The sequence below is a fragment of the Cerasibacillus sp. JNUCC 74 genome (genome assembly GCF_053667775.1).
Genome location: NZ_CM132207.1, coordinates 3506325 through 3518893 on the forward strand (window position 1 = coordinate 3506325; position 12569 = coordinate 3518893).

The 12569-nt window shown below is 35.1% G+C and carries 11 protein-coding genes, 2 tRNA genes and 1 rRNA gene; 3 read left to right on the forward strand and 11 right to left on the reverse strand.

Annotated features, from left to right (window positions below; translation table 11 throughout):
• Positions 1-9: 9 nt before the first annotated feature.
• Complete coding sequence (gene groES / locus JNUCC74_RS15570) at positions 10-294, reverse strand: co-chaperone GroES (protein ID WP_077318346.1); 285 nt, start codon at positions 292-294, stop codon at positions 10-12.
• A gap of 865 nt (positions 295-1159) precedes the next feature.
• Between groES and JNUCC74_RS15575 the strand changes: the two genes are divergently transcribed.
• Both JNUCC74_RS15575 and JNUCC74_RS15580 read left to right on the forward strand, forming a co-directional pair.
• Positions 1160-1864 carry a CPBP family intramembrane glutamic endopeptidase gene (locus JNUCC74_RS15575; protein WP_454066054.1) on the forward strand — a complete coding sequence of 235 codons (705 nt, stop codon included), beginning with the start codon at positions 1160-1162 and terminating at the stop codon, positions 1862-1864.
• A 494-nt stretch (positions 1865-2358) separates the two neighbouring features.
• A complete protein-coding gene (locus JNUCC74_RS15580; protein ID WP_454066055.1) occupies positions 2359-2559 on the forward strand; it encodes a YdiK family protein in 201 nt (66 codons plus the stop codon).
• A gap of 258 nt (positions 2560-2817) precedes the next feature.
• Here the strand turns inward: JNUCC74_RS15580 and JNUCC74_RS15585 are convergent, their stop codons facing one another.
• On the reverse strand, positions 2818-3471 hold the full coding sequence (locus JNUCC74_RS15585) for a redox-sensing transcriptional repressor Rex (RefSeq protein WP_077318912.1): 654 nt from the start codon (positions 3469-3471) through the stop codon (positions 2818-2820).
• A gap of 645 nt (positions 3472-4116) precedes the next feature.
• Between JNUCC74_RS15585 and JNUCC74_RS15590 the strand changes: the two genes are divergently transcribed.
• The gene (locus JNUCC74_RS15590; protein ID WP_454066056.1) at positions 4117-6048 is read left to right on the forward strand and encodes an ABC transporter ATP-binding protein; all 1932 of its coding nucleotides are present in this window, start codon (positions 4117-4119) and stop codon (positions 6046-6048) included.
• 378 nt (positions 6049-6426) lie between these two features.
• Here the strand turns inward: JNUCC74_RS15590 and JNUCC74_RS15595 are convergent, their stop codons facing one another.
• The 9 genes from JNUCC74_RS15595 to rrf form a co-directional block, all read right to left on the reverse strand.
• The gene (locus JNUCC74_RS15595) at positions 6427-7602 is read right to left on the reverse strand and encodes an FtsW/RodA/SpoVE family cell cycle protein (protein WP_454066057.1); all 1176 of its coding nucleotides are present in this window, start codon (positions 7600-7602) and stop codon (positions 6427-6429) included.
• A gap of 206 nt (positions 7603-7808) precedes the next feature.
• A complete protein-coding gene (tsaD, locus tag JNUCC74_RS15600; protein ID WP_454067911.1) occupies positions 7809-8819 on the reverse strand; it encodes a tRNA (adenosine(37)-N6)-threonylcarbamoyltransferase complex transferase subunit TsaD in 1011 nt (336 codons plus the stop codon).
• On the reverse strand, positions 8816-9265 hold the full coding sequence (gene rimI, locus JNUCC74_RS15605) for a ribosomal protein S18-alanine N-acetyltransferase (protein WP_454066058.1): 450 nt from the start codon (positions 9263-9265) through the stop codon (positions 8816-8818). Before rimI ends, tsaD begins: the two co-directional genes overlap by 4 nt.
• Positions 9258-9965: a tRNA (adenosine(37)-N6)-threonylcarbamoyltransferase complex dimerization subunit type 1 TsaB gene (gene tsaB, locus JNUCC74_RS15610; RefSeq protein WP_454066059.1), complete on the reverse strand. Its 708-nt coding sequence runs from the start codon at positions 9963-9965 to the stop codon at positions 9258-9260. Before tsaB ends, rimI begins: the two co-directional genes overlap by 8 nt.
• A gap of 22 nt (positions 9966-9987) precedes the next feature.
• Positions 9988-10443: a tRNA (adenosine(37)-N6)-threonylcarbamoyltransferase complex ATPase subunit type 1 TsaE gene (tsaE, locus tag JNUCC74_RS15615; RefSeq protein WP_454066060.1), complete on the reverse strand. Its 456-nt coding sequence runs from the start codon at positions 10441-10443 to the stop codon at positions 9988-9990.
• Between the two features lie 10 nt (positions 10444-10453).
• Entirely contained in the window at positions 10454-11413 is a 960-nt protein-coding gene (gene thiL, locus JNUCC74_RS15620; RefSeq protein ID WP_454066061.1) for a thiamine-phosphate kinase, read from the reverse strand.
• A 552-nt stretch (positions 11414-11965) separates the two neighbouring features.
• Positions 11966-12042 (reverse strand) — tRNA-Asp (locus JNUCC74_RS15625).
• A gap of 208 nt (positions 12043-12250) precedes the next feature.
• Positions 12251-12327: transfer RNA gene (locus tag JNUCC74_RS15630), tRNA-Met, on the reverse strand.
• A gap of 107 nt (positions 12328-12434) precedes the next feature.
• A 5S ribosomal RNA gene (gene rrf, locus JNUCC74_RS15635) occupies positions 12435-12550 on the reverse strand.
• Between the last annotated feature and the right edge of the window lie 19 nt (positions 12551-12569).

Here is a 12569-nt window from a genome sequence, read left to right on the forward strand (position 1 = left end):
ATATCTAGATTAGCTTACTACAGCCAAGATGTCGTTTTCACGAAGAATTAAGTACTCTTTGCCTTCGTATTTAACTTCTGTGCCAGCAAATTTAGAGAAAATGATACGATCTCCTTCTTTTACTTCCAAGGCAATTTTTTCCCCATTTTCTGTTACACGACCAGAACCAACTGCAACAACTTTTCCTTCTTGAGGTTTTTCTTTTGCAGAGTCTGGAAGTACAATACCGCTTGCAGTTTTCTCTTCTTGCTCGACAAGCTCGATAACAACGCGATCTCCTAGTGGTTTAATCATGTAGAAAGCCTCCTTAATTCTATTATCATTTTTGTTTTGTTAGCACTCTATTCCGTCGAGTGCTAATTACACTTAATATGATAAATAATTATTGGAAAAAATGCAAGCATGAAAGCATATTTTTTTATTTATTTTAAGCGTTTGTTTAAAAAGAGTTAATCAAGACAGAGGTCTAAAATATAACCATCCTTGAAAAACCGCGATGTATCGCTGTCTTCGTTTTCCTTATCTTTTCTTCCTGAATGAATTGTTATGTATCCTTAAAATAATAAAGCGTTTAGAAAAGGAAAAATTGGCATCTTTAAAAGGATTATAAATTCTACTTGAATCGCCTTAACGTTAGCACTAAAGTTTGATCCAGTCTAACGTAAGATGAAAATCGATATCTATTTTTGATGAACTGTTAAATGTTCTCTTTAAAAATCTATTGATAAAATCATTCTATATATATGACATGAAGGATTTATGATAAAATAAAATGTACAAATTCATTTTATCGTTAATAGACTAATTTATTCAAACATAAACTATTGGGGGATGCTATGAATGGCTGAATGGCACCCAACTGATGCAGCTTGATTAAGATGTGTTTAATAATACACGTATTACAATCGTTTTTTTAAACTTATGCCGTTATCAAAAACTGCACATCTTCTTTATTACATTAAAACTTACCTGTTCTGTTTAATATTGCTACGATTTTATCGCCTGTTATCTTTGAACAAATTCATTTATTTATAGAGGGTCAAAGACCAAAACATATAGTTACTTATGTGAAAACATATAATTTTTACAACGTTGAAATCAATCTGTACAAAAAATTTTATACTTTGGATAACGTACAGGAAAAAGGAGTCGTTTTATTTTGCCAAAAAGATATTGGTGGGTCATTATCAGTTATATCCTTATGCAATTTTCCGGAGTTGTTTTCGCCCCGATATTGTATAAATTATTTCCTATTACTAAAGTGGAAGCTGTAAGCTATTGGTCCATAATTAGTTTTATATTAGGGGTTATTATTGTACTGCTCTTGATGAAGCCTGATATTAAAGAAGGTCTTCATCAGCGTGACCGTTTTTCTAAAACGCAGCTGATTCTCTGGACAATTTTAGGAGTGTTTATGGCTTTCTTCGCTCAATTCTTAGCCAATTTCATTCAAATAATGGTATTTGGAATTAAACCAGGATCGGAAAACACCCAAGCGATCATGAACATTACAAGAGCAACACCTTTATTTATGATTATTCCAATTTTTGCAGCACCAATATTGGAAGAAATTATTTTTCGAAAAATCATCTTTGGTACATTATATAAGCGAACAAATTTCTTAATTGCAGCAATCTTATCAGCAGTGATTTTTGGATTTATCCACCGTGAACCTCAACATATTTTGGTATATGCTTCTATGGGCTTAGTATTCGCTTATCTATATGTAGAGACAAAACGTATCATAGTGCCAATTATTGCTCACATGGCTATGAACGCTTTTGTTGTTATCTCACAATACAATATGGATCCTGCAGAAATTGAACGACAATTAAATAAGTTGCAGACCATCCTACATTTATAAAGCGATTATATATACTTTTTTTAAGTAATTCTACTTGGCATTCCAACATTACCAAGCAAAACGTTCTTTATTTCATCGTTATTAAGCTTTATGTTGTAAACAAAGATGAAAAGGTGTAGATGTTTTTACTAAATATAGCTTTAGCACCTTTCTTATCCACTAGCACTCAATATTTTAGAAAGCTATCTTTTTTCTTATACGATAAAGTGAAACTTTATTCTGTGGAACACGGAATGTTAGTTGAACCAATCGGGCATTTAGGTGCCGTTTTCTCCCACTTTGACCCTTTGTATGAAATCAGGTCTTGAAACGGAAAACTTACGGCACCTTACATGCGGGATAAAGCCTAAAGTTTTATACTTTCCTATAGTGTAAGAAACACCTTGATTCTTTTAAATACGAGCAATATGGTTAGACCTATTATCAGGTTTTCTTTTGGAAAGGGTTATGACAAAATCATATAGATAAATGTTTTTATTTTTGGAGGCTTTAACATGAAAATTTCACCCAAAACAATGGGGATTATTTATTTTATAATGGGCATATTCTTTACCTATATTGCTATTTTAAGTGTAGAAGAAACGGTTTGGAATATCACAACCATTGTGCTAGCAATTTTTGCGACGCTTGAAATAGGAGTCAGTATTCGTCTGTTGTCCATTCATTTTCGCTATAAAAATAAGAAGAAGGAATAGCGGTTAACAGCTCTATTCTTTCTTCTTATTTTTTCCTATATTTACTACAAGGAAAATCAATTCGTATGTAGTAAGAACAAAAGTTCAGGGGCGTGGTTAGCGACCGTACAAACGGCAGATCTTCTAAAACAAATATAAATTCCTTCCTAGATAATAAAACATTATAACGACTAATAACTGCATATCTATTTAGCATGACTATTCTAGTTTATCGTCAACTAATTAGATTTTTCCCATTATCTTCAAGAATAAATAACTTTATTTTGCTTCCTCATCTTCTTCTGTCACTAATGGATAATGCTTTAAGAAATACACAAGTGCTTGCAACTCTACTGCTAAATCAATATGGTGAACACGAATATGCTTAGGTACCGTAATTCGTGCAGGAGTAAAATTCAAAATACCCTCGATACCATGTTCTACTAAACGTTCTGTCATTCCTTGAGCTTCACCTGCTGGGATCGTAAGAATGGCAACATGAATATCTCCTAATTTATGCTCTAATTCATCGATATGGTATACTGGAACATCGCTTATCGTCTTACCAACTTTTTCAGGGTCACTATCAAAAGCCATTTTGATTTTAATATTATTATTTTTCATAAAGTTATAATGTAAAAAAGCAGTACCCAAATTACCAACACCAATCAGGGCTACTTCCGTTACTTCATCCTGATCTAGAGTTTTACGAAAAAATTCAAGTAAGTATTCTACGTTATATCCATATCCTTTTTTGCCCAATGCACCGAAATAAGAGAAGTCTCTCCGGATTGTAGCTGAATCAACTTTTACTGCATCACTAAGCTCCTTAGAAGACACACGCTTCTTTCCTTGGTGGTTTAAATTATTAATAAATCGATAATACAGGGGTAATCGTTTTGCAGTTGCTTGAGGTATTTTGTTTTGTTCCATCATTCTTTTTCTTCTCCTTTTCGTTAGATTTGTATAATCTTTCACTTTAAAATAAAGCATCTTCATACAAATGTAAAAGAAACTATTTTTTAGGAATTACTCTATTATGTATCGCTTACATAATAACGTAATTCTTTTCAAAACTAAATTTCTTACTTAAAACAGGACGGTTTATTCAGAGTCCTATACTTTTACTTGTGTTTCGCATGCTAAAGAATAAAAATACGAAATGAATCTTCATTCATTTTAAGCCTGCACGCTTAATAAAGCATTTGGTATACAAGAAGTTTTTACCCCCTCTAGTAATAGAATACCATATTGCTCACTCTACTATGTTCTCTATTTAAGCAAATTTTCACAATAGAAGTCTCTTTCGATATTACCATGAAAGTATCTTCTGTTAATCGAGACTGACGTAATCAAGTTCCACCTGCATCACGCTGTGGTAATTTTGTTCTTCCTTCTACTTTCTGCTTTATCATTTGTAAGATAAAAAAATCTCACAAAATAAAATTTAAGTCATACATACTAGATCCATATTTCTATTCTAGCAGAAAACTGGAAATAAGTCGTGACCTAGTTCACAATTATATTGATTATATTTAGTAAAGTAAGATACACTAGGGGAGATGAGGTGAACATTATATGATATTAATGCAAATAAATGGGCTTTATAAATCTTTTGGTGCTGATGAAATTTTATCAAATATAAAACTAGAAGTAAAAGACAATGATCGAATTGCAATTGTAGGCAGAAACGGTTCTGGTAAATCGACATTGCTGAAAATCATGGCTGGAGAATTGAGCTATGATCAAGGCGAATTAATCATGCCAAAAGATTTAACAATTGGTTATTTATCCCAGCACATGGCGATAGAATCGGAAAAAACGATTTGGCAAGAGATGCTTGATGTATTTTCTGAATTACGTAAGCAAGAAGCTGAACTAAGGAAGCTGGAAAAGCAAATGCAACAAGCTGGAAACCAAACAGAAGAAGCCTATCAAAAGTTATTACATGAATATGATCATCTTCAACATACATTTGAACAAAATGGTGGTTATACTTACGAAGCAGAAATGAAATCTGTGTTAACAGGGTTGGCATTTGATAAATTTGATTATGACACTCCAATCCAGACATTAAGTGGTGGACAGAAAACACGTCTTTCGCTAGGGAAACTACTGCTAAAAAAGCCGAAATTACTCATTTTGGACGAGCCAACAAACCATTTAGATATTGAGACATTAAACTGGCTGGAAAACTACTTAATTGGCTACCCTGGTGCCGTTGTAGTGGTATCACATGATCGTTATTTTCTGGATAAAACCGTATCCATCGTTTATGAAATAGCACGTCACCAAACTAAGCGCTATATTGGTACGTATAGTAAATACTTAGAACAAAAGGCGCTTGATTTTGAAAGAGAATTAAAAGAATATGAAAAGCAACAGACAGAAATTAAAAAAATGGAAGAATTTATTCAGCGAAATATTGTGCGCGCTTCTACCACAAAGCGTGCTCAAAGTAGACGTAAACAGTTAGAAAAAATGGAGAAGCTGGATCGTCCCCTTGGAGATGAGGCCTCTGCTGCTTTTTCATTTCAAATTAATCGGCGCAGTGGAAATGATGTGCTGAAAGTAAACGAGCTTGCCTTTTGCTACCCAGGTGAACAGGAATACTTATTTCAACACGTCCATTTACAAATAAATCGAGGCGAGCGAATTGCTCTTGTTGGGCCAAACGGGGTAGGAAAGACGACGCTTTTAAAAATAATTATTGGTAAACTTAAAGCTAGTCAAGGTAGCGTTCAGCTAGGTACAAACGTTCAAATCGGTTATTACGATCAAGAACAGGCAGACTTACATTCCACCAAGACAGTGCTGATGGAACTATGGGATGATTACCCGATGATGAACGAAAAAGATATACGTACTGTATTGGGAAACTTTCTTTTTTCAGGGGATGATGTGTTAAAGCCTGTGCAAGCACTAAGTGGTGGGGAAAAGGCACGATTGGCATTAGCTAAATTAATGTTGCAAAAAGCAAATCTATTGATCTTAGACGAACCAACAAACCATTTAGATATTGATAGTAAGGAAGTGCTGGAAGCGGCATTAATGGATTTCCCGGGAAGTATTTTATTTGTTTCTCATGATCGATACTTCATAAATAAAATTGCTGACCAAGTTGCCGAGTTACAAAAACACAAAACCACTGTCTATTTGGGAGACTATGATTATTATTTAGAAAAAAAAGCAGAAGAAGCAGAAATAAAACGTCTGGAGAAGATACAGCAACAAGTTGTGCAAAAAGAAAAGCCTGTAAAAGAAACGAAGCGTAACTATGAACGGGATAAGCAAATTCAACGAGAACAGCGAAAAAAAAGAAGACGAATTGCAGCACTGGAAGAAAAAATTGAAGCACTTGAAATGGAAATTAAACAATTAGAAAAGAGCATGGAAAGTCCTGAAATTTATCAAGATCATGAAAAAGCATTGGAGTTATCCAATGAGACGAACAAGCGAAAGCAAACAGTAGAACAGCTCATGGAGGAATGGGCTGAACTGCAAGAGTAAATTAAAAAACTATCTATAATAAAATAAAGTAGGATTAATATTATAAATTGTACCGCAGTGGGATGTCTACGCCCACATTGTTCTATTTAACTAAATAATTGATAGTTTTAAACATACCATTTACGTTTGCATACCAATTAAAACTCCATTAATTTTCTATTTAATGAAAGTATAGTTACTTTAGACCTTGTTTTTAGCATATCCTAAATAATCTCGGTAAATTCTGCCATTTTAAAACTTCAACTCAAGTCTAAAAGTATGATAACTTTAGGCTAGCTCCGCATTTCAATAAAAATGCTCCCATATAAGTAAGCGAGCTATTATATAACCTGCTTACCTAAAAGGGAGCATTACATTTTTTTACTTTATCCACAAGGTTTATTTAAATAAATAGTCATTTTGTATCGAGTTTTCAACAGCAATTCGATATATGATTCCTAAGCCTAGCATCGTGGACAACACCGAACTTCCGCCATAACTTATTAACAATAATGGAATGCCTGTAACCGGCATAATCCCTATGGACATTCCAATATTTTGAAATACATGAATAAGCATTAAGCTCATATAACCAAAACAAACATAGGCCGCAAAAGTTGAGTGCTTATAAATAGATAAACCAAGCATGACTAGTTTATACAAAAGTATAAAATAAAGAAAAACAACAAAAGCACTACCAACAAATCCAAAGCTTTCCCCGATAATGGCAAAGATAAAATCGGTTTGAGCTTCCGGAAAGGATACTTGCTGATTTCCTATTCCTTTCCCAAATAATTGCCCGGAACCTAACGCCATAAAAGCCTGTTCAAAATGCCATTTTGCATCACTGGTTTGCTGTGCTGGATCAAACCAGGTCATAATTCGATCAATTTGATATGCATTACTTTTACCGACAATTTCCTTTGCTAAATCCGGAAATTTTACGATAAACGCCAATATTCCTCCGATAAAAGCAGAAATACTTGCAATTAAGGTAGCTAAAATCTTCCAGTTAATACCTGATAAAATAATAAGAATCCCTGCTATAAATAAATACACCATTGAAGTCCCAAAATCAGGCTGTTTCATAATTAACAATACTGGTGCAGCAACAATGGCCAAAATTTTCAAAAGCAGCTGAATATCTGATTTTATGGTAGTTACTTGAAATTTTTCTTTATGCTTTTGAATGATCGCAGCCATATACATGATCGTTGTTACTTTAGTAAACTCCGATGGTTGTAATGACAGACCAGGAAGCGTAAACCAGCTTTTCGCTCCATTAACCGGTTTCGCTATGCTAGCTGGACTTATTAATAAAATGACAAGTACAAGTAAACCAGCTATATAAACGTATAAGCTTGCTTTATACAGTTGCTCCACATCGAGGTATTGAATGGCTGCAACAATCCCAACCCCCACTACAAACCATACAATTTGCTGTAACACAAAGTTCTTATCGTCATATTGTTCTAATTGCTGCGCATTATAAATAGATAGTAAGCTTACACAAACAAACAGAATAAATAATGTAATTAAATCTGTTTGTACATAAAAAGATTGCTTTTTAGTCATTGTTATCACCAAATTTCTAAATTACTCTATCTACAACTTATCCACAAGCTGAAATTAATACCTAGACTAAGATAAAAGCTTCTTGAAAAGTTATACACATTATCCACAAAATTATCCCGTGTTACCCACAGAAGTTATCCACTCTATACACCCTTTTACACTAGGGTTTCTCTCATTATATGAACAGGCCTGTGGATTAGTGTGGATTACTTTAAAGGCAACGCAGCACGCGCATTTAATTCCAGTGTGGAACGAATTCCTTGTTCAAAAGCAATCGTACCGGCAGCTGCTATCATTGCAGCATTATCTGTACATAAATGCAGTGGTGGTATTTGTAAAGGTGTTTCCAATTTAGAAAACTCTCTTTCCATCGCATTACGCAACCCTTTGTTGGCTGCAACACCTCCAGCAACAATGACTTGCTTTACTTTATATTGCTTTGCTGCTCGAACGGTCTTTGTAGTCAATACATCAACAACACTTGCTTGAAAACTTGCTGCAATATCTTCAGAATTCAACTGTTCTCCACGCTGCTTTGCATTGTGAATTTTATTTATGACCGATGATTTTAACCCGCTAAAGCTAAAATCATAACTATCCGGTTCTAGCCAAGCACGGGGAAAGTCAATCGTTTCTTTTCCACTTTCAGCTAATCGATCAATTTGTGGACCACCTGGATATGGCAGATTCAACATCCGAGCCACTTTATCATAAGCCTCTCCAGCTGCATCGTCTCTCGTTTCTCCGATTAATTCATACGTACCATGTTCTTTCATAAGAACTAATTCCGTGTGTCCGCCAGATACAATTAGTGCAAGTAATGGAAATTCAAACTCTTGCTCTAAACGATTTGCATAAATATGACCCGCAATATGATGAACACCGATTAATGGCTTGTGTTTTGCAAATGCTATTGCTTTTGCCGCATTTACCCCAACCAATAACGCTCCGACAAGTCCTGGTCCTTCTGTTACAGCTATTGCATCAATATCCTCCCAATTAACAGTTGCTTCCTGCATTGCTTGGTCAAGTACATACGTAATTTGTTCCACATGATGCCGTGATGCGATTTCCGGAACCACACCACCAAACCGTTTATGAATTTCAATTTGTGAAGCTACAACATTAGCTAGAATTTCTTTTCCATTCTTAACAAAGGCAACAGCTGTTTCATCACAACTTGTTTCAATTCCTAAGATGATAATATCTTTTTTCATAGTATATTCACCCACATGACGATTGCGTCCTCCTGATTGTCTGTATAGTAGTTTTTACGAATTCCACCTGGAACAAGGCCAAATTTTCGATAAAGTCTTTGAGCAACTATATTCGACTGGCGAACCTCTAAAGATAAACGACTAATCCCTTTCAACACGGCATATCGCATAATATGACGAAATAATTGCTCACCAAGTTTTTTCCGGCGGTAGGCTGGTAGTATTGCTATATTGGTAATTTGCGCATCATCAAACACAATCCAAATGCCCGCATAGCCAACAATATTTCCTTCTACTTCAATTACAAAATAATGTGCATGTGGGTTTTTGGAAATTTCCTGGTGAAAGATATCCTTTGTCCACGCTGTATGAAAGGATTCTCTTTCTACTTCCAGTACTGCCTCAATATCTTTTATTTCCATTTCCCTAATTACTTTATTATGCATTTTCATGTTTTCCCTTGTTTTGTTCTATCCACTTTGCTTCAGCCTCAGTCAGCCGCAAATAATTAGGAGTTAGCGTATGTGTCGGATCAGGTTCTTTTCCTTTAGCTGCAGCTATTAAATGAGAAGCACGAGATAAGTGAAAAGTTTCATCAGGAATTACAGCTATACCTTCAAGCTTTGTCACTATACGTTCACGGTGCATATCCATATCAGGGCTTAAAAACATGACTGGCTGATTACGGTTTTTAAGCTCATCTAGTAAATCATCCATGACAAGATTTGCTTCAGTTCGAACATGTTGCATAGAATTGTTATTCCATTGGTAACCACCTGCATAAACAAGCCCACGTCTAGCATCAAAAAAAGGGCAGATAATACCATTAAAAAATCGTCCTTGATAAGCAAGCACTTCCAAACTCGATACGCCAATGATTGGAATATTTAAAGCCCACGCCATTGCTTTCGCAGTAGAAAGACCGATCCTTACTCCAGTATACGAACCTGGGCCTTTTGCTACAACGATTAAATCAAGCTGTTCAGGCTTTAATGCTAATTCATTCATTAACTGATCAATAGCAGGCATCAATCGTACAGAATGGTTTTTGGGTAAATTGGTTATAATTTCTCCAGCAATCTGTTTATTTTGTTGAATAGCAACACCCAATACTTGATTCGATGTATCGATTGCAAGTATATTCATGTAAATTACTCCTCTATATTTATTAACTTTTTAATTGATTTATTACTCTGTCAAAATCGGGGCCATGACTAATAAATGTTATCGTCCTCGAATGCTCACCATTAGAAGTAAGATGTACTTCCAGTTTTTCCTCTGGTAAAAAATCAGAAATAAATGTTGACCATTCTACAACGGTAACCCCATCTCCATTAAAATATTCTAAAAAACCAATATCTTCATCTGATCCTTCTAAACGATAAACATCCATATGATAAAGTGGAAGTTCTCCTTCATATTCTTTAATTATTGTAAACGTTGGACTTGAAACATTACGTTTTACTCCAAGACCTGCGGCTATTCCTTTCGTAAAGGTTGTTTTGCCTGCACCAAGATCACCATCTAATGTAACAACATCTCCTGGCTTTAACAAGAGTGCTAATTTCTCACCTAGATCTTTTGTCGCTTCTTCCGTATTTGTTGTAATTTGATATATTGCCAATCCATTTCACCTACTTTAAATGGTTATAGCCTTGCTTTGGTAAAATTTTAACCTTATTATTTTTTTTCAAATAGACATGATTGTTATCCTCGAGAAATACTTCTCCAATCGATGTTAATCTAAGTCCTAATTGGTTAGCGAGCAATACAATATGCTTCCAATTTTGCTTTGCTACTGTCCCAATTAATTCAAAATCTTCCCCACCAAAATATTTCCACTGATACTGAGAATGCTCTGGAAATTGCTTATAACTATCGCGCACTGGCACTTTATCATCATGTATTAATATACTCACATTAGAAGCAACAGCAATTTCTGCAGCTTCACTTGCTATACCATCACTCACATCATTAAGTGCCACTCGAACATCTTTGGATAAACCTGTCGCAAACTCTACACGAGGCGTTGGCATTCGATGCCTTGCGATATAGTATTGATCCTCCTGATAATTTGCGGGATTTGTCAAAATATGATAACCAGCTTGTGAATCACCTAAAGTTCCGGTCACAAATACAATATCTCCGTCTTTTGCATCACTTCGATAACGAACTCTTTTTTCCGCATACCCAATTACTGTTACAGATATTGTCATTTCTTTTCCAGAGACCGTATCACCGCCAATTAAATCCATCTTATAATGGGAGGCAATTTTTTTCATACCTTTAAAAATATCGGAAACTTCCAAATGCGTCCACGACTTTGGAATAACAATGGAAACCAAATAAAAAGCAGGTGTGGAACCCATAGCAGCTAAATCACTAATATTGGCAGCTAGAATTCGGTAGCCTATATGAAAAGCACTCATCGTACTCTTCTTGAAGTGTACATCTTCTACAAAAGTATCTACAGCAGTAACAATATCTGTATTCGATTGTCGAAATACAGCAGCGTCGTCACCAATCCCCTTAACTAATGAAGATTGTCTATAATATTGCTGTTTAATTGAATTAATAAAGGTGAACTCATCCATTTATCTATCACCATTTTCATTTTCTAACTATATTTAATGATAGCAAAAATTATTGTAAAAGGAAAAAGGAAATACTGGATTTGGAAGAAAAGATACTTAAATGATTTTTATCTGACGAAGATGATATATTCTGGATAGAAAGAACAATATCTAGAAACGCTCAGGTAGCAATACAAACTGGAGAGCTTCTGACAAGATGAAGTAAAAGTTCTTTAAGGAGCGCTTTTCTCCTTAAAAAAATTGCGATGTATCGCTATCGTTGTTCCTTCTTGTCCTTTTGAATACGTACTCTAAACGAAGCTTGCTTTCAAATAGGATATTTACCATTGTAGAAGCGTTTACCACAAAAAATTAACATAAAGAGGTCAATAACTAATGATTATATTTGCACCGATCTAGCTCTTATTAGCAGTATACTTGCCCACCTAATCCCAATTTAACGATAGAATCTGAAGCAAGGAGTTATACTACCAATAATATGAGATTAATTTAAACATATAAAAAACACACGATTTTCAAACATGAAATCCTGTGTATACCAATACTATGAAGTGGCGGTCCGGACGGGACTCGAACCCGCGACCTCCTGCGTGACAGGCAGGCATTCTAACCAACTGAACTACCGGACCAAGGCTATATTAATCCCAATTTTCCGCTGATCAGTTGATCTGCCTTGGGCTTTCTTAGTTAAGAAGTAAATTAATATGTATTGTATAAAAAGTTATATAGAAGATATTCGAACCACATTAATCCTTTATTTGGACATACATGCTAGATGTTTTTTCGAAATAAACTAGATTTTAATTAATGAGGTTATTTTATGTAGTTAAATAAGATTGGTTGCGGGGACAGGATTTGAACCTGCGACCTTTGGGTTATGAGCCCAACGAGCTACCAGACTGCTCCACCCCGCGGTATGATGAAAGGTTAATATTACTTGAAGACCCCCTACAACTTTTAGCTTAACCAAGATATTTTATAGTTCAGGGGTATTGACAATTTAGCTATATAGAGAAATACCGCCTGGCAACGTCCTACTCTTGCAGGGGCAAAACCCCAACTACCATCAGCGCTGGAGAGCTTAACTTCTGTGTTCGGTATGGAAACAGGTGTGACCTCTCCGCTATTGCTACCAGACATACTTGTAATTTTTATT

Coding starts and splice junctions, on each gene's coding strand:
- JNUCC74_RS15585 (WP_077318912.1), bottom strand. CDS start 3,471: ATGGAACAAAACAAAATACCTCAAGCAACTGCAAAACGATTACCCCTG.
- rimI (WP_454066058.1), bottom strand. CDS start 9,265: ATGCATAATAAAGTAATTAGGGAAATGGAAATAAAAGATATTGAGGCA.
- JNUCC74_RS15595 (WP_454066057.1), bottom strand. CDS start 7,602: ATGACTAAAAAGCAATCTTTTTATGTACAAACAGATTTAATTACATTA.
- tsaB (WP_454066059.1), bottom strand. CDS start 9,965: ATGAATATACTTGCAATCGATACATCGAATCAAGTATTGGGTGTTGCT.
- thiL (WP_454066061.1), bottom strand. CDS start 11,413: ATGGATGAGTTCACCTTTATTAATTCAATTAAACAGCAATATTATAGA.
- groES (WP_077318346.1), bottom strand. CDS start 294: ATGATTAAACCACTAGGAGATCGCGTTGTTATCGAGCTTGTCGAGCAA.
- JNUCC74_RS15590 (WP_454066056.1), top strand. CDS start 4,117: ATGATATTAATGCAAATAAATGGGCTTTATAAATCTTTTGGTGCTGAT.
- JNUCC74_RS15580 (WP_454066055.1), top strand. CDS start 2,359: ATGAAAATTTCACCCAAAACAATGGGGATTATTTATTTTATAATGGGC.
- tsaD (WP_454067911.1), bottom strand. CDS start 8,819: ATGAAAAAAGATATTATCATCTTAGGAATTGAAACAAGTTGTGATGAA.